The organism is Bradyrhizobium sp. UFLA01-814, from assembly GCF_046718885.1.
Classification (GTDB): domain Bacteria; phylum Pseudomonadota; class Alphaproteobacteria; order Rhizobiales; family Xanthobacteraceae; genus Bradyrhizobium; species Bradyrhizobium elkanii.
The window spans coordinates 1-15,688 of sequence record NZ_JAQOSR010000188.1 but is presented as its reverse complement, the minus strand read 5'-3'; the positions used below and the strand labels follow the sequence as shown (position 1 = coordinate 15,688).

The following is a 15,688-nucleotide window of genomic DNA, read 5'->3' as shown; positions in this document are numbered from 1 at the left end:
GCCAACCTGTCAGTGATGTGTCCGAACAGGTGTCAGCCATGTCTCCGGACTAAACATCAAGCCGGGCGATGACACCGATTGGGTGGCGCGAGCCGCGGAGCGGATGACGTCGGCCTCACGCTGACGTGACGTCATCGGCGCCCGGACGGCCGTAACGGCCAAAACCGTCCCCGCGAAGAACATCAGGCGTACCCGGCACGGCCCTCTGGCGCGCCGGGACTCTGATGGACGGATGACGATGCTCAGCCTTGCCCTTGCCCTGCTTGCCGGTGTCGCCACCGTCGCCGCCCCTTGCACCCTGCCGATGCTGCCGATCCTGCTTGGGGTATCGATAGGCCAGACCGGCAAGGCGCGGCCCGTGATGATCGCGCTCGGTTTCGTGATGTCATTCTCTGCGGTGGCATTGCTGCTGAGCGCGATCACGCGCGCCTTCGATTTCGATCCGAACGTGCTGCGGACCGGCGCGGCCGTGCTGCTCGCGGGCTTCGGCCTCCTGATGATCTGGCCGGCGCCATTCGAATGGCTGTCGATCCGGCTCACCGGCGCTGCCAAAGCGCTTTCGAGCGAAGCGGATACCGGTTCGCGTCAAGAAAACGCGTCTAAACAAGAGGGCAGCCTTGGTCAGGCCGCGCCGTCGCACAGCCTGTTCGGCGGCTTCGTGCTCGGCTCTACGCTCGGCCTGGTGTGGACGCCGTGCGCCGGCCCCGTGCTCGGCTCGATCCTGACCATCGTCGCGACCTCGAAGGACACGGCGTGGGCGAGCCTGCAGCTCGTCACCTACGCGATCGGCGCCGCGATCCCGATGCTTGCGATTGCCTATGGCGGACAGGCCGTCACCACGCGCGCGCGCAGCATGGCGCGGATCGCGCCGCGCCTGCAGCAGGGCTTCGGCGTCGTGATCGTCGCATTCGCCGCGCTGTCCTACCTGCAATACGACACGCTGATCGTGGCGTGGCTGACCCAGTTCTATCCCAACGGCCAGATCGGCCTGTAAGCCCAAAGGAGATATCGATGTCCCTGCGCTTGATTGCCGTATCCGCTCTGGTGGCGGGCCTTGGCCTCGGCGGCGCCGTGATCCCCGGCCTCTGCACCGAGTCAGACGCGCCGGCCCAGCCGGTGCCGCGGGCGATCGCCATGACGGCCGAACAGAGCCAGACCGCGCCCGAATTCGTCGGCATCAGCAACTGGTTCAATTCGCAGCCGCTGAAGCTGGCCGACCTGCGCGGCAAGGTCGTGCTGGTGGATTTCTGGACCTATGGCTGCGTCAACTGCGTCAACACGCTGCCGCACGTCACCCAGCTCTATTCAAAGTACCGGGATCGCGGCCTCGTCGTGATCGGGGTCCACACGCCGGAATTCCCGTTCGAGCATTCGGCCTCCAACGTGCAGGCGGCGCTGAAGCGGCACGGCATCCTCTATCCGGTGGCGCAGGACAACAATTCGCAGACCTGGAACGCCTACCGCAACCAGTATTGGCCGGCGCAATACGTCATCGACCAGAACGGCAAGATCGTCTTCCAGCACGCCGGCGAGGGACAATACGACGAGATCGACCGCACCGTCGCGCGGCTGCTCAACGCCAACAGCTAAGGCCTGATGAGATCAGGTTGAGCTGGAACGGCGTCGAAAGTTCACCTCTCCCCAACGGGGAGAGGTGAACCGAGACCGCGCCAAGCCGATCCAGCCAAAACTCAACCCGCTTTAATCGGACAATCCGCCCTCTTTGTCGTCACAGCTGACGTGGTAAGGTCCACGCCAGGTCGACGATGGATGGTGCGTGATGTTCGAAGGCTGGGATGCGGTCGTACTCGCCCGCGCGCAATTCGCTTTCACGATGTCGTTCCACATCGTGTTTCCCGCATTCTCGATCGGGCTTGCGAGCTATCTCGCGGTGCTGGAAGCGCTGTGGCTTGCCACCAAGCGCGAGGTCTACATCAACCTGTTCAATTACTGGCTGAAGATCTTCGCGGTCGCGTTCGGCATGGGCGTGGTCTCGGGCATCGTGATGTCCTACCAGTTCGGCACCAACTGGTCGTCCTTTGCCGACAAGACCGGGCCGGTGATCGGCCCGATGATGGCCTATGAGGTGCTGACCGCGTTCTTCCTCGAGGCCGGCTTCCTCGGCGTGATGCTGTTCGGGCTCGAACGCGTCGGCCCCAGGCTGCACTTCGTGGCGACGTTGATGGTCGCGATCGGCACGCTGATCTCGGCGTTCTGGATTCTGTCGGCCAATTCCTGGATGCAGACACCGACAGGCCACGCCGTCAACGCCGACGGCCAGTTCGTCGCCGCCGACTGGCTCAAGGTGATCTTCAATCCGTCGTTCCCCTACCGCCTCGTGCACATGGTGCTGGCGGCCTATCTCACCACCTCGCTGGTGGTCGGCGCGGTCGGTGCCTGGCATCTGCTGCGCGACCAGCATCTGGCGGGAGCGCGCGTGATGTTCTCGATGGCGATGTGGATGGCGACGCTGGTGGCGCCGATCCAGATCCTCGCCGGCGACCAGCACGGCCTCAACACGCTGGAGCACCAGCCCGCCAAGGTGATGGCGATGGAAGGCCATTACCAGAGCCACAAGGACGGCGCGCCGCTGATCCTGTTCGGCTGGCCCGACCAGCGTGAGGCGAAGGTGAAGTATGCGATCGAGGTGCCGAAGCTGTCGTCGCTGATCCTCAAGCATTCGCTCGACGCGCCGCTGGCCGGCCTCGATACCGTGCCGCGTGAGAACTGGCCGCCGGTGCCGATCACCTTCTGGTCGTTCCGCATCATGGTCGGCCTCGGCTTCCTGATCATGGGGCTCGGCCTGCTCAGCCTTTTGATGCGCTGGCGGGGGATGATGTACCAGTCGCCGTTGCTGCATCGGTTCGCGGTGCTGATGGGCCCCGCCGGCTTCATCGCGGTGCTCGCGGGCTGGATCACCACGGAGACCGGGCGGCAACCGTTCACGGTCTACGGGCTGCTGCGCACCGCTGATTCAGCGTCGCCGCTGGCAGCGCCGGCGGTGGGCTCGTCGCTGATTGCCTTCATCATCGTCTATTTCGCCGTGTTCACCGCGGGCGTGATCTACATCCTGCGGCTGATGGCGCAGCCGCCGCATCCCGGCGAGCAAGGCCCGACGAAAGATCTTCCCGCCCGCGCGGCCGGCATCACGCCGGCGGCAGGCGCTGCCGTGGAGGGCGTACGATGATCGATCTCGCCACGATCTGGGCCTTCATCATCGCCTTTGCCGTGTTCGTCTATGTCGTGATGGACGGTTTCGATCTCGGCCTCGGCATCCTGTTTCCGCTGTTTCCGCAAAAGACCGACCGCGACGTCATCATGAATACGGTGGCGCCGGTGTGGGACGGCAACGAGACCTGGCTGGTGCTCGGCGGCGGCGGCATGATGGCGGCATTTCCGCTGGCCTATGCGGTGCTGATGCCGGCGCTCTACACGCCGATGATCGCGATGCTGCTCGGCCTCGTGTTTCGCGGGGTCGCCTTCGAATTCCGCTGGCGGACCCAGAAGGCGCGCAACAAATGGGATCTCGCTTTCGCCGGCGGCTCGCTGCTCGCGACACTGGCGCAGGGGATCGCGCTCGGCGCCATCCTGCAGGGCATCCATGTCGAGGGGCGCCAGTACGCCGGCGGCTGGTGGGATTGGCTGACACCGTTCAGCATTCTGACCGGCGTCGCGCTGGTGATCGGCTACGCGCTGCTCGGAGCGACCTGGCTGGTGATGAAGACCGAGGGTGAGCTGCGCGACCGCGCCTACCATCTGAGCTGGATGCTGTTGATCGCGATGCTTTGTGCGATCGGCGCCGTCAGCATCGCAACCCCGTTCCTGGCCGTGCAATACACCCAGCGCTGGTTCGCCTGGCCCAACATCATCCTCACCGCGCCGGTGCCGATCGCGGTCGCCGCCGTCACCGCGCTGCTGCTGCGCGCGCTCAGCGACAAGAACGACCACCAGCCGTTCTTCCTGACGCTGGCGCTGTTCGCCCTGTCCTATGCCGGGCTCGGCATCAGCATGTATCCGTACATCGTGCCGCAGAGCATCACGATCTGGCAGGCGGCGGCGCCGGCGAACAGCCAGATCTTCATGCTGGTCGGCGTCTCGATCCTGGTGCCGCTGATCCTCGGCTACACCGCCTGGGCCTATTGGGTGTTCCGCGGCAAGGTGCGCCCCGGCCACGGATACCACTGATGCCACTAGAGCGTTTTCCAGCGAAGTGGATCCCGGTTCGCGTCAAGAAAACGCGTCAGGACGAGAATCTAGAGCCCCGTTCCGATTCCATCGGAACGGAAATGGCTCTAGTGCCGAATCAGCGGCCGCTCGGTCAGCGTCTGCTGTGGTTCGCAGCGCTGTGGCTCGGCGGCGTCGGCACCGTGGCGCTGATCTCGTTCGCCTTGCGACTCTGGATCGCGCCGAAATAAGGCGGCCCGCGCAACGTGCCCCGACGCACAGTGACAAAAAACAGAAGCATTACAGGGATATACCTGTGATGCCGTCCTAAGCTTGCCATCAAGCTGCCGCTGAGATTTGATGCTGCCTGATTTGCGGGTGGAGCAACCATTTGGCCGCGCGCCAACAAGGAGAGCTTTGCATGACGAAACTTCGTCACCTGGTCTGGATGTTGATCGCGACGGGCGCGCTCGTGCTGTCGACGTCGCAGGGCTTCGCCCAGAGCCGCCCGGACTCCGACGAGCCCGGTCTTGTCGCTGACGACAGCTACGAGCTCGACCCGGAATGGCAGAAGCAAGTCGTGTATTACCGGACCAATGAGGCACCGGGCACCATCATCGTCGCGACGGCCGAGCGCCACCTTTACCTGGTGCAGGGCAATGGCCGCGCGCTCCGCTACGGCATCGGCGTCGGCCGCGAAGGCTTTCAATGGCAGGGCCTGGTGAGCATCACCCGCAAGGCCGAGTGGCCGGACTGGGTGCCGCCGCCGGAAATGATCGCGCGCCAGCCCTATCTGCCGCGCTTCATGGCGGGCGGCCCGGGCAATCCGCTCGGCGCACGCGCGATGTATCTCGGCACCACGGTCTACCGCATCCACGGCACCAACCGGCCCGACACCATCGGCACCGCCGTGTCCTCCGGCTGCTTCCGCCTGGTCAACAACGACGTCGCCGATCTCTACAACCGCGTTCCGGTCGGCACCAAGGTGATCATCCGGCAGAAGCCCGAACTGTAGCCTTCAGCCTGCTCCGATATCCGTCCCGCTTTCCCCCCGATCATTCGCGAGAGAGAACCCATGCGTACATTTCGAGGCGGCCTGACGATCGGGCTCGCGATCGCCGCGCTGGTTGCGGCCGCCGCCATCACCTATGAGCGCTACGACACCCGCACGCTGAAGCGCACCGTCCGCCGCGGCGACGTGCTGTGCGGCGTCAACAAGGGCCTGCCGGGCTTCTCGATCCCGGACGACAAGGGCAACTGGACCGGCTTCGACGTCGACTTCTGCCGCGCGGTCGCGTCGGCGATCTTCGACGATCCGTCGAAGGCGAAGTTCGTGCCGCTCGACGCCAGCGAGCGCTTCAAGGAGCTGCAGAACCGCAAGGTCGACATCCTCTCGCGCAACTCCACCTGGAGCATGTCGCGCGAGACCAATTACGACCTCTATTTCCCCGCGGTCGCCTATTATGACGGCCAGGGCTTCATGCTGCCGCGCTCGCGCAACATCGATTCCGCGCTCGACCTGAACGGCAGCAAGGTCTGCGTGCAGGCCAACACCACGACGCAGCTCAATCTCGCCGACTATTTCCGTGCCAACAACATGAAGTACACGGAGATGAAGTTCGACAAGCTGGACGACGTCGTGAAGGCCTATAACTCCGGCCAGTGCGATACGCTGACATCGGACGCCTCGCAGCTCTATGCGCTGCGGCTCAACCTCGCCAAGCCGAGCGACCACACGATCCTCGCCGACATCATCTCCAAGGAGCCGCTGGCGCCGGTGGTGCGCTTGCGCGACGACGACTGGATGATGATCGTGAAGTGGACGCTGTACGCCATGATCAACGCCGAAGAGCTCGGCATCACCTCGAAGAATATCGACGAGGCGCTGAAGTCGAAGAAGCCGGAGGTGATGCGGCTGGTCGGCACCGAGGGCGCCTATGGCGAGGATCTCGGCCTGACCAAGGACTGGGCGGTGCGCATCATCCGCCATGTCGGCAATTACGGCGAGGTCTACGACCGCAACGTCGGCGCCGACTCCAAGCTGAAGATCCCGCGCGGCATGAACCAGCTCTGGAACGCCGGCGGCGTCCAGTACGCGCCGCCGATCCGGTGATCGGCACGTCGCGAGGCCACAGCCGCCACCGCATCCTCAACTGTCATGCCCCGCGAAAGCGGGGCATCCAGTACGCCGCGGCCTCTCCGCTCAAGCACAACCGCCTCTGGAATACTGGATCGCCCGGTCGAGCCGGGCGATGACAGTGTGCGCGACGACGACGATGCGGCGGCTCAGTAACCCTTGCCGCTCGCCAGCTGGTCGGTGTGGAAATTGCTGTCGCCGAACAGCTCCTGGCAGACCCGGGCGCGCTTCATGAAGAAGCCGATGTCGAACTGGTCGGTCATGCCCATGCCGCCATGCATCTGCACGCCCTCCTGCACGGCCAGCGTCGCCGTGGTGCCGGCGCGGGCTTTTGCCACCGCGACCGCGGTTGCGGCTTTGTCGGCATCCGTATCGAGCGCCTGCAACGCCTTCAGCACCGCGGCGCGGGTGATCTCGATGTCGATGTAGAGCTGCGCAGCCCGGTGCTGCAGCGCCTGGAATTCGCCGATCGCCTTGCCGAACTGCTTGCGCTCCTTCAGATAGGCCACGGTGCGGCCGAACACCTCGTCGGAGAGGCCGACCATTTCGGACGCCACCGCGCCGCGGCCGATATTGAGCACCCCCTCGAGCAGCCCAAAGCCCTGATCGACTTCGCCGAGCACGCTGTCGGCGTTGACCTCGACATTGTCGAACACGATGCGCGCCGCGTTGTGCGAATCGACCATCGCGGTGCGCTCGACCGCGAGCCCCTTGGCCTTCGGATCGACCAGGAACAGCGTCAGCCCGTTCTTGTCGCCGGCGCTGCCGGCCGTGCGCGCCGCGACGATCAAGAGATCGGCGGTGTGGCCGTCGACAACGAAGGCCTTGTCGCCCGACAGCTTGAAGCCGTTGCCGGAGCGCGTGGCCTGCAACTTCGTCTGCAGCGGGCGATGCTTGGCGCCCTCATCGATCGCCAGCGCCGCCAGCAGCGAGCCGTCGGCGATTTTCGGCAGATGCTGCGCCTTCTGCGCCTCGCTGCCGCCGCGCGACAGCGCCGAGGCGGCGAGCACCGAGGTCGCGAGGAACGGCGATGGCATCAAGGTGCGGCCGATCTCCTCCATGACGATGCCGGCCTCGACGCAGCCGAGCCCGCTGCCGCCGAACTGGTCCGGCACCAGGAGGCCGGAGAAGCCCATCTCCGCAAATGTCTTCCAGAGATCGCGCGAGAAGCCGGTGGCATCCTTGGCATCGCGCAAGGACCGCAGATGCGCCACCGGCGCCTTGTCGCTGATGAGACCGCGCGCACTGTCGCGCAGCATGGATTGTTCTTCGGTGAGGACGAGGGCCATGGGAAATCCGATCTAACGTTCTAAGCAACTGTCTGAGTTCGTCATTCCGGGGCGATGCGCAGCATCGAACCCGGAATCTCGAGGTTCCGGGTTCGCCGCTTCGCGACGCCCCGGAACGACGGTGCAGCGATCACGCGCCCGGCAAATCGAGGATGCGCTTGGCGACGATGCCGAGCATCACCTCCGAGGTGCCGCCCTCGATCGAATTGGCCTTGGTGCGCAGCCAGGCACGCGGGCGGGCGCCGCCTCTGGAGCGGTCGCTCTCCCATTCCAGCGCGTCGATGCCGCCGGCCGACATCAGGATCTCGTAGCGGCGCTTGTTCAGCTCGGTGCCGTAATATTTCATCGCCGAGGAGAACGCCGGATGCGATTGCCCGGCCTTGGCGAGATCGACCGCGCGCTCGGCGGCGGCGGCGAGCGCGGCCTCGTCGACCTCGAAGCTCGCGATCTGGCTGCGCAGCTGCGCGTCATCGAGCTTGCCTTGCGCGTCCGCACCAACCGAGTCGGCGGCGATCTGGCCGAGCGGACGGCCGACGCCGCGCTCGCCCATGCCGGAGATCATAGCGCGCTCGTGCTGCAGCAGATATTTCGCGACATCCCAGCCGCGATTGACGGTACCGACGACATGCGACTTCGGCACGCGGACATTGTCGAAGAAGGTTTCGCAGAACGGCGAATAGCCCGAGATCAGGAGGATCGGTTTGGTCGACACGCCTTTCGAGGCCATGTCGAACAGGATGAAGCTGATGCCGTCATGCTTCTTGGCCGCCGGATCGGTGCGCACCAGGCAGAAGATCCAGTCGGCGTAGTTGGCGTAGGACGTCCAGATCTTCTGGCCGTTGATGATGTAGTCGTCGCCGTCGCCGACCGCGCGGGTCTGCAGCGAGGCGAGGTCGGAGCCGGCGTTCGGCTCGGAATAGCCCTGGCACCAGCGGATCAGGCCCGCGGTGATCTTCGGCAGATGCTCCTTCTTCTGCTCCTCGGTGCCGTATTTCAGCAGCGCCGGTCCGAGCATCGAGATGCCGAACGAGGTCAGCGGCTGACGCGCGCCGATCGCGGCCATCTCCTGGCGCACGATCTTGGCCTGCTCGCCGTCGAGGCCTCCGCCGCCATATTCCTTCGGCCAATGCGGCACGGTCCAGCCCTTGTCGCGCATCCGCTCGAACCAGACGCGCTGCGCTTCGGACGAGAATTTCGTGTTGCGGCCACCCCAGAAGGTGTCGCCATCCGAGGTCATCGGCTTGCGCATCTCCGCCGGGCAGTTCTGCTCCAGCCAGGCGCGGGTCTCTGCGCGGAATTTCTCGAGGTCAGCCATGGTGCGTTTCCAGTCAAAAATCGTCGAATTGGAATCGACCTTAGACCTGCGCGGCCGCCGAATTCAATATGCCTCGCGGCCGCGCCATGCTCTGGCGTCGCTACTCACTGCGCGCGATCGGGTGTATCGCCGAGATGGGGTAACGCTTGAAAAACAAAAGGAAACGGACATGCGGCTGAAGCTGCTTTCGCCTAGCGAAATGAACGCCGCCCAGAAAGAAACCTACGACGAGTCGATTGCCGGCAAGCGCGGGGCGCCACCCGCGCCGATGATGGCCTGGCTGAACAGCCCGGAGATGGCACGGCATGCCACGCGGCTCGGCGAGGTGCTGCGCTTCGACACGATCTTTCCCCCAAAACTGTCGGAGATCGCGATCCTCGTCACGGCGCGGCACTGGACCGCGCATTACGAATGGTATGCCCACAAGCGCCTGGCGCTGAAGGGCGGCCTCGACCCGAAGATCATCGAGGACATTCGCGTACGCCGGACGCCGAGCTTCGACGATCCCAAGGCCAGGGTGATCTACGACGTCGCCAAGGCGCTGCACGAAGGTCACGGCCTGCCGAAGGCACTGTATGACGAGGCGGTCGAGGTGCTGAGCCAACGCGGCCTGGTCGAGGTGATCGGCCTCTGCGGCTACTACACCATGGTGTCGATGACGCTGAACACGTTCGAGTTCCAGCTGCCCGGCGGCGAGCTGTCGGAGCTCTGCTAGGCCCGGCGACCGTGGCGCCTTTCGGAAACCTTGCGTTTCCGGATCGATCGCTCCGGCGTCGGCAAATCCGGACTATATCAGGCGGCGAACCTCGCCCCTGATGGCAGGGGCATTGACGTCAACGGAGTCCGCTCATGCCAGAGAATCCCCCCATCATCGCCGGCACGCGGATCGGGCATGTCCATCTCAAGGTGGCCGATCTCGAGCGCGCGCTCGGCTTCTATTGCGGCGTGCTCGGCTTCGAGCTGCAGCAGCGGCTGGGCGCGGACGCGGCCTTCATCTCGGCCGGCGGCTATCACCACCACATCGGCCTCAACACCTGGGAAAGCAAGGGCGGCCATCCGCCGCCGCCGGGCACCACCGGCCTGTTCCACACCGCCATCCTCTATCCCACCCGCCCGGCGCTCGCCGATGCGCTGCACCGGGTGCTGTCGGCCGGCATCGAGCTCGACGGCGCCAGCGACCACGGCGTCAGCCAGGCGCTTTACTTACGCGATCCCGACGAGAACGGCGTCGAGCTCTATTGGGATCGCCCCGAGGCCGAATGGCCGCGCAGCGCGGACGGCAAGCTCGCGATGTTCACGCGACGGCTGGACGTTGAGGATCTGCTGAAGCAGCGGGCGACATAATTCCGTAACTCGGAAGAAGCTTGTAGCCCGGATGAAGCCAACGGGTCGCGCGAACGCGCGCCCGATGACAGGCTCCGCGAAATCCGGGTTCGCTCCATGAGGTGATACTGTTCCCGGATTACGCTTCGCTTCATCCGGGCTACGGGTTCTATAGGTCTTTATTCCCCTTCCCCCTGAAAGGGGGAAGGTCGGGATGGGGGTTAGCCGCGGGCTCTGCTGCAAATGGAGAGAGCAGATCCCCACCCGCTTTGCTCTGCGAGCAAAGCGACCTCCCCTTTTCAAGGGGAGGTTGTAGATCGGATGCAGTTTGTAGCCCGGATGGAGCCAACGGGTCGCGCGAACGCGCGCCCGATGACAGGCTCCGCGAAATCCGGGTTCGCTCCATGAGGTGATGCTGGCCCCGGATTGCGCTTCGCTTCATCCGGGCTACGGGTTCAGGAACGGGTGCGCGAGCCAGCTGGCCGCGTAGAGCCCAAAGCCGAACACCGCATGCGTCACGAGGCTCTGCAGCCGCGCCGCCCCTGGATGAGGCGTGCGGCTCGCGGCGATGCCGGCGCCCATCGCGGGCTGCATCATCAGGAACGGCGCGGCCACGCTGCCGATCCCGACCATCAGAGCCGGAGCGATGGTGGGCTGCCGCATCCAATCGAGGCCGAACATCGCAAGCAGTACGCCGGCAAAGCCGATCCCGATCAGATAATGCGCGGCCCATCCGATCACCCGTTCGCCCGCGACCTGTGGTGACGCAGCGATGCGGTCGTGGCGCAGGCACCCGGATACGAGATGGCCGAGCCAGCGGCCGACCAGGACATAGTCCAGCGACGGGATGCCAAGCAGGCGCGCGCGGACCATCCCCCAGATGTCCATCACGACGGTCGCGCCGGTCCCGATCAGCACCGCGTTCGCCACAAATTCCTCGGCTTCAACCATGCACGGGCTCCGCCGGCGCTCGTGCCGCGACCATCCAGCAGGCCGCGGTGAAGCGAATGTCGTTGCCGTGGATGTAACGACCGAAGGCCCCGCGCACGGTCTCGATCACCTGCGTGCGACGCGGCTGCTCCATCGCCTGCAGCATCGTCCCGACCGGGCCGAGCCGGCTCACATAGCGGGTCAGCTCCGATGCCGGAAAGCTCAAGGCAACATCGACCGGATCGATCGCGATCGCGTCCCAGCCGCTATCCTCCAGGACAGTTTCGACCCGCTTCCGGTCGGCGAAGCCGAACTGCCCCGGCGCATCGGGACGCCGCGTCGGAAGATCCGGCAGCAACGGCTTCGCCGCCTGTTCCGCCGTCGTCATGAACGGGTTCTCGGCGGCGCCGCGCCAGGCGATGAAGCGGAGCGCAGCACCCGGCCGGGCGGCGCGGCGCAGATTGGCGAAAGCCTGCACCGGATCGGCAAAGAACATTACGCCGAGGCGCGAGATGATCATGTCGAAACTCGCGGGCGCGAACGGACAGGACTGCGCGTCGGCGCAGATGAAGCAGACCGGCCGCTCTTCCGGCTCCGCGCGGGCGCGCGCCGCCGCGATCATCGGCTCGGAAATGTCGATGCCGGTGCAATGCCCTTGACGGCCGAGCACGCGGGCAACAGCGAAAGTCGTGGCGCCGGTGCCGCAACCGATATCGAGCACGCGGCTGGCCGCGGCATCGGACACTGCTCGGACGAGCAGCTCTTCGAGCGGCTTGAACATCCCTTCGAGCACGTCGCGCGTCTCGACCCAGGCGCGGCCGGCGGCGCCGTTCCAGAGTTTGACCTGCTCGTCGTCGACTTGCGGTGCGACACCCATGATGCTCGTCCTTGTTGATGCTTGCCTCACGCAAGCGACTGGCGGCACACTGCCAGTTCAAGTGAACTTGAGGTCAAGGGCTATGCGGGACATCGACATTGCGGAGGTGGCGGCACTGTCGGGCGTGCGCGCCTCGACCTTGCGCTTCTACGAGGAAAAAGGGCTGATCGCCTCGCATGGACGGCGCGGGCTGCGCCGCCTGTTCGATCCGGCGGTGCTCGACCGGCTGGCGCTGATCGCGCTCGGGCGCGCCTCCGGCTTCTCGCTCGACGAGATCGCAAGGATGTTCGCGCGCGACGGAAGACCGCGCATCGACCGGAAAATGCTTTCTGCCAAGGCCGACGAGCTCGACCGCACCATCCGCAGGCTCAACGCGATGCGCGACGGCCTGCGCCACGCCGCCGTCTGCCCGGCTCCGAGCCACATGGAATGCCCGACTTTTCGCCGGCTGCTGCGGGTCGCGGCGGCGGGCAAGATCGGTGAGCCGAAGAAGGTGCGGAAGTCACGCCGCAAGTCGTAGAACGTAGCCCGGATGAGCGAAGCGCGGCGGTCGCAGAGGAAATCGTAGCCCGGATGAGCGAAGCGACATCCGGGGTCTGGCGCAAGCTGATAGACCGGCCCCGGATATCGCTGCGCTCATCCGGGCTACAGGCGACTACAGGTCTTTATCCCCTTCCCCCTGAAAGGGGGAAGGTCGGGATGGGGGTCAGCCACAGGCTCTGCTGCAAGTGGAGAGAGCAGATCCCCACCCGCTTTGCTCTGCGAGCAAAGCGACCTCCCCTTTTCAAGGGGAGGTGGAAAGCTACTTCCCTTTCGTCATGATCGTCGCCGCCGCGATCAGCTCCAGGCCGATGCAGCCGTAGAACGGGAGCGAATAGCTGCCCGAGAGATCGTGCAGCAGCCCGACCACGCCGGGGCCGAAGGCGTAGGTGATCTGGTTGATCGCGGTGATCAGGCTGACCAGCACGCCGAACGCACGCGGATCGAACTCGCGCTGCACGATCAGCGCCGGCAGCGTGATCAGATTGCCGACCGAGAAGCCGAACAGCGCGCAGGCGGCGATCTGCGCTACGTCATTGTGCACATTGATGATGACGGCGAGCGCGACCGCCTGGCTGACGAAGGACAGCGCCGATGCCAGCCGCTGGTTGAGCCGGTCGATCACGAAGGAGAACGAGACGCGCCCGACCACGGCCATCGCGGTCAAGAGCGCCATCGCCACCGTCGCGCGCTCGCGGCCGATCACCTGATCGAGATAGGCGATCAGATGCACGATGAAGCCGACCTGGGCGAACAGCACCAGCGCGAAGGCAATCGACACCGAGAGGAAGCGGATGTCGCGCAGCGCCCGCGCGCGCACCTGGGTCGCCGATGGCGCGTCGGCCGCCGCGGCGGTGACTGCGTGCAGATGCGCCGGCGGCCGCCCGACAAAGATCAGGATGACAGGCACCATCACCACGATCAGCAGCCCTGCGGCCGCGATCATCGCGCCGGAGAAGCCGAACGTGCCGATCCCCGCCACCAGCAGCGGCACGCCGACGATGCCGCCGAAGCTCGCGCCGTTCAGCGCCAGGCTGATCGCCATGCCGCGCTTCTTGTCGAACCACAGGCCGAGCGTGTTGGTGATGATGCCGAGGCTGGTGCCGGCCCAGCCGAACGCCAGCAGCGCATCGGCAAGAAAGAGCTGCCAGGGCTCGCGCACCTCGCCGATCGCAACTGCCGCGACCGCCATCGCGAAGGTGCCGGCGATCAGGCAGCTGCGCGCGCCGAACGCCTTGATCGCCTCGCTGACGAAGGCAACCAGCGCCGCGCCGAACAGGTAGAAGAAGGTCGTGCCCGACGAGATCAGCGATGCCGGCCAGCCGTGCAGCCGCTGCAGCTCGGCGACATAGACGCTCTGGCCGTAGAAGCCCAGTCCCCAGCCGAAGGTCGCAAGCAGGAAGCAGACGACGACGATGCGCCAGCCTTCGTAACCAAGCGAGGATTCATCGGGCAGCGTGGCTGAGGATGCGTCCATTTCTTGCTCTTGCTTCTCACATCGTCATGACCGGATTTATCCGTTCTCACGATGTAAGGAGCCGTGCAAGCCGGTCACTTCGAAAACGATCGAAGTGTCAGCAATTGGCAGCAGGAGACCCTTTTGGGCATGATCTTGCGGAAAACCGCGCCACACTTTTCCGGATCATGCCTAGATGCTGGGATCCGGGATTTCTTCCACCGCGCGCAATTTCGTGCGTCGCTTGGCGAATGAAGCGAGCGAGAGCACGGCAAGGCCGAGCAGCACAGGCGGGAACACCACCCAGTTGACGGCATTCCAGCCGTAATGCGCGAGCAGTTGGCCCGACGAGAACGAGCCGATCGCCATCATGCCGAACACGAGGAAATCGTTGAACGCCTGCACCTTGTTGCGTTCCTGCGGTCGGTGCGTTTCCAGCACCAGCGCGGAAGCGCCAACAAAAGCGAAATTCCAGCCGATCCCGAGCACGAACAGCGTCGCCCAGAAGTGCGGCGCGGTGACGCCTGACAGTCCGATCATCGCGGCCACCGCCTCCAGCGCCAGCCCGAGCGCGACGATAACGGGCGCGCCGAACCGCGCGATCAGCGAGCCCGTGAAGAAGCTCGGGCCGTACATCGCAACGATGTGCCACTGAATGCCGAAATTGGAATCGCTGACCGACAGCCCGCACATCTTCATGGCGAGCGGCGCCGAGGTCATCACCAGATTCATCATCGGATAGGCGATCACGCCGCACAGCGCCGCGGCAATGAAGCGGGGCTGCCTGGCGATCTCGAGCAGCGGGCGGCCGCCATGCAGGTCCGCAGCCGCAGGCTTCGGCGCGTCGACGCCCGAGAGCACCGCCATCGCCACCAGCGCGACCAGCGCCTGCATCACGAAGGAGAACGCGAACAGATAGGGCGGCCAGATGTCCATGGTCCATTGCACGAGCTGCGGCCCGAGCACGCCGGCGAACACGCCGCCGGCCATCACCCAGGACACCGCCTTGGGCCGGAACGCGACACTGGCGCCATCGGCGGCGGCAAAGCGGTAGGACTGCGCGACGGCACCGTAGAGCCCGCCGAGGAAGGTCGCGCCGCAGAACAGCCAGAACGATGAGTGCAGGATCGCCCAGGCGCCGAGCCCGCCGGTGAGCGTGCCGCAGAAGGTGCCGATGATGAAGGCGACGCGTCGTCCATAGGCGCGCGAGATCGCGCCGGTCGGCAGCGTGCCGGCGGCAAGCCCGAGCACATACATCGAGAGCGGCACCGTCGCGAGCGAGACGTCGGGTGCCAGCGTCGCGCCGACGATCGAGCCGGTGGCGAAGATCACGGCCGAATTGGCGCCGGTCAGCGCCTGCGCCGCCGCAAGCCGCCACACATTGCTGCGCGCCCGCGCGTCGTCGCTCGCCTCATCGGATACTGTCACGTCGATCATCGGTAGTCCCGCCTCGAAGCCCCGGCGGGACCCCCAATCGCCGGCACTATGGAGAGCGGGTCGAGGCCGATCAACCGGCGCAAACGGACCGAGGCCATGCGGGAGGCGCACACGGGTTGGCCCGGTCGAATACTCACACTCCGGCGTCGTCCTGGCGAAAGCCAGGACCCATATGTGGACGGCCCCCGTGGCACAAGAGCTGTTTGGTGAGATCGGATCG

The 15,688-nt window shown here is 65.6% G+C and carries 16 protein-coding genes; 10 read left to right on the top strand and 6 right to left on the bottom strand.

Annotated elements, in window-relative coordinates; all coding sequences use genetic code 11:
* The first annotated feature begins 238 nt into the window (after nucleotides 1-238).
* The 7 genes from PMN64_RS36620 to PMN64_RS36590 all read left to right on the top strand — a co-directional run bounded on the left by PMN64_RS36620 (nucleotide 239) and on the right by PMN64_RS36590 (nucleotide 6,277).
* Nucleotides 239-994, top strand: a complete 756-nt coding sequence (locus PMN64_RS36620) for a cytochrome c biogenesis CcdA family protein (RefSeq protein WP_411784252.1) — start codon at nucleotides 239-241, stop codon at nucleotides 992-994.
* A gap of 17 nt (nucleotides 995-1,011) precedes the next feature.
* Nucleotides 1,012-1,590: a redoxin domain-containing protein gene (locus tag PMN64_RS36615; protein ID WP_411784251.1), complete on the top strand. Its 579-nt coding sequence runs from the start codon at nucleotides 1,012-1,014 to the stop codon at nucleotides 1,588-1,590.
* A 190-nt stretch (nucleotides 1,591-1,780) separates the two neighbouring features.
* Nucleotides 1,781-3,187, top strand: coding sequence for a cytochrome ubiquinol oxidase subunit I (locus tag PMN64_RS36610; RefSeq protein ID WP_411784250.1), 1,407 nt, complete (start codon nucleotides 1,781-1,783; stop codon nucleotides 3,185-3,187).
* Entirely contained in the window at nucleotides 3,184-4,185 is a 1,002-nt protein-coding gene (cydB, locus tag PMN64_RS36605; RefSeq protein ID WP_304498327.1) for a cytochrome d ubiquinol oxidase subunit II, read from the top strand. The genes PMN64_RS36610 and cydB overlap by 4 nt, the downstream gene beginning before the upstream one ends.
* A 101-nt stretch (nucleotides 4,186-4,286) precedes the next feature.
* On the top strand, nucleotides 4,287-4,415 hold the full coding sequence (locus PMN64_RS36600; protein ID WP_092078858.1) for a DUF2474 domain-containing protein: 129 nt from the start codon (nucleotides 4,287-4,289) through the stop codon (nucleotides 4,413-4,415).
* Between the two features lie 170 nt (nucleotides 4,416-4,585).
* Nucleotides 4,586-5,179, top strand: coding sequence for a L,D-transpeptidase (locus PMN64_RS36595; RefSeq protein ID WP_028343513.1), 594 nt, complete (start codon nucleotides 4,586-4,588; stop codon nucleotides 5,177-5,179).
* 60 nt (nucleotides 5,180-5,239) lie between these two features.
* Nucleotides 5,240-6,277, top strand: coding sequence for an amino acid ABC transporter substrate-binding protein (locus PMN64_RS36590; RefSeq protein ID WP_137481393.1), 1,038 nt, complete (start codon nucleotides 5,240-5,242; stop codon nucleotides 6,275-6,277).
* A 173-nt stretch (nucleotides 6,278-6,450) separates the two neighbouring features.
* Here PMN64_RS36590 and PMN64_RS36585 read toward each other — a convergent pair whose 3' ends face one another.
* Together PMN64_RS36585 and PMN64_RS36580 are read right to left on the bottom strand one after the other, a co-directional pair.
* Complete coding sequence (locus tag PMN64_RS36585; protein WP_304498324.1) at nucleotides 6,451-7,590, bottom strand: acyl-CoA dehydrogenase family protein; 1,140 nt, start codon at nucleotides 7,588-7,590, stop codon at nucleotides 6,451-6,453.
* Nucleotides 7,591-7,720: 130 nt separating this feature from the next.
* Entirely contained in the window at nucleotides 7,721-8,905 is a 1,185-nt protein-coding gene (locus PMN64_RS36580; RefSeq protein WP_411784249.1) for an acyl-CoA dehydrogenase family protein, read from the bottom strand.
* 169 nt (nucleotides 8,906-9,074) lie between these two features.
* Between PMN64_RS36580 and PMN64_RS36575 the strand changes: the two genes are divergently transcribed.
* Together PMN64_RS36575 and PMN64_RS36570 are read left to right on the top strand one after the other, a co-directional pair.
* Nucleotides 9,075-9,620: a carboxymuconolactone decarboxylase family protein gene (locus tag PMN64_RS36575; protein ID WP_028343517.1), complete on the top strand. Its 546-nt coding sequence runs from the start codon at nucleotides 9,075-9,077 to the stop codon at nucleotides 9,618-9,620.
* Nucleotides 9,621-9,754: 134 nt separating this feature from the next.
* Entirely contained in the window at nucleotides 9,755-10,249 is a 495-nt protein-coding gene (locus PMN64_RS36570) for a VOC family protein (protein ID WP_411784248.1), read from the top strand.
* 426 nt (nucleotides 10,250-10,675) lie between these two features.
* Here the strand turns inward: PMN64_RS36570 and PMN64_RS36565 are convergent, their stop codons facing one another.
* The gene (locus PMN64_RS36565; RefSeq protein WP_411784247.1) at nucleotides 10,676-11,179 is read right to left on the bottom strand and encodes a DUF2938 domain-containing protein; all 504 of its coding nucleotides are present in this window, start codon (nucleotides 11,177-11,179) and stop codon (nucleotides 10,676-10,678) included.
* Nucleotides 11,172-12,035, bottom strand: coding sequence for a class I SAM-dependent methyltransferase (locus PMN64_RS36560; RefSeq protein WP_411784246.1), 864 nt, complete (start codon nucleotides 12,033-12,035; stop codon nucleotides 11,172-11,174). Before PMN64_RS36560 ends, PMN64_RS36565 begins: the two co-directional genes overlap by 8 nt.
* 82 nt (nucleotides 12,036-12,117) lie before the next feature.
* Here PMN64_RS36560 and PMN64_RS36555 point away from each other — a divergent pair, with 82 nt between their 5' ends.
* Nucleotides 12,118-12,555 carry a helix-turn-helix domain-containing protein gene (locus PMN64_RS36555; protein WP_411784245.1) on the top strand — a complete coding sequence of 146 codons (438 nt, stop codon included), beginning with the start codon at nucleotides 12,118-12,120 and terminating at the stop codon, nucleotides 12,553-12,555.
* Between the two features lie 282 nt (nucleotides 12,556-12,837).
* Here PMN64_RS36555 and PMN64_RS36550 read toward each other — a convergent pair whose 3' ends face one another.
* On the bottom strand, nucleotides 12,838-14,052 hold the full coding sequence (locus PMN64_RS36550; RefSeq protein ID WP_411784244.1) for an MFS transporter: 1,215 nt from the start codon (nucleotides 14,050-14,052) through the stop codon (nucleotides 12,838-12,840).
* 171 nt (nucleotides 14,053-14,223) lie between these two features.
* Complete coding sequence (locus PMN64_RS36545) at nucleotides 14,224-15,468, bottom strand: MFS transporter (protein ID WP_411784243.1); 1,245 nt, start codon at nucleotides 15,466-15,468, stop codon at nucleotides 14,224-14,226.
* Between the last annotated feature and the right edge of the window lie 220 nt (nucleotides 15,469-15,688).

Excerpts from the sequence above, each read along its gene's own strand:
- PMN64_RS36620 (WP_411784252.1), top strand. The coding sequence starts at position 239 with ATGCTCAGCCTTGCCCTTGCCCTGCTTGCCGGTGTCGCCACCGTCGCC.
- PMN64_RS36615 (WP_411784251.1), top strand. The coding sequence starts at position 1,012 with ATGTCCCTGCGCTTGATTGCCGTATCCGCTCTGGTGGCGGGCCTTGGC.
- PMN64_RS36610 (WP_411784250.1), top strand. The coding sequence starts at position 1,781 with ATGTTCGAAGGCTGGGATGCGGTCGTACTCGCCCGCGCGCAATTCGCT.
- cydB (WP_304498327.1), top strand. The coding sequence starts at position 3,184 with ATGATCGATCTCGCCACGATCTGGGCCTTCATCATCGCCTTTGCCGTG.
- PMN64_RS36600 (WP_092078858.1), top strand. The coding sequence starts at position 4,287 with ATGGCTCTAGTGCCGAATCAGCGGCCGCTCGGTCAGCGTCTGCTGTGG.
- PMN64_RS36595 (WP_028343513.1), top strand. The coding sequence starts at position 4,586 with ATGACGAAACTTCGTCACCTGGTCTGGATGTTGATCGCGACGGGCGCG.
- PMN64_RS36590 (WP_137481393.1), top strand. The coding sequence starts at position 5,240 with ATGCGTACATTTCGAGGCGGCCTGACGATCGGGCTCGCGATCGCCGCG.
- PMN64_RS36585 (WP_304498324.1), bottom strand. The coding sequence starts at position 7,590 with ATGGCCCTCGTCCTCACCGAAGAACAATCCATGCTGCGCGACAGTGCG.
- PMN64_RS36580 (WP_411784249.1), bottom strand. The coding sequence starts at position 8,905 with ATGGCTGACCTCGAGAAATTCCGCGCAGAGACCCGCGCCTGGCTGGAG.
- PMN64_RS36575 (WP_028343517.1), top strand. The coding sequence starts at position 9,075 with ATGCGGCTGAAGCTGCTTTCGCCTAGCGAAATGAACGCCGCCCAGAAA.
- PMN64_RS36570 (WP_411784248.1), top strand. The coding sequence starts at position 9,755 with ATGCCAGAGAATCCCCCCATCATCGCCGGCACGCGGATCGGGCATGTC.
- PMN64_RS36565 (WP_411784247.1), bottom strand. The coding sequence starts at position 11,179 with ATGGTTGAAGCCGAGGAATTTGTGGCGAACGCGGTGCTGATCGGGACC.
- PMN64_RS36560 (WP_411784246.1), bottom strand. The coding sequence starts at position 12,035 with ATGGGTGTCGCACCGCAAGTCGACGACGAGCAGGTCAAACTCTGGAAC.
- PMN64_RS36555 (WP_411784245.1), top strand. The coding sequence starts at position 12,118 with ATGCGGGACATCGACATTGCGGAGGTGGCGGCACTGTCGGGCGTGCGC.
- PMN64_RS36550 (WP_411784244.1), bottom strand. The coding sequence starts at position 14,052 with ATGGACGCATCCTCAGCCACGCTGCCCGATGAATCCTCGCTTGGTTAC.
- PMN64_RS36545 (WP_411784243.1), bottom strand. The coding sequence starts at position 15,468 with ATGATCGACGTGACAGTATCCGATGAGGCGAGCGACGACGCGCGGGCG.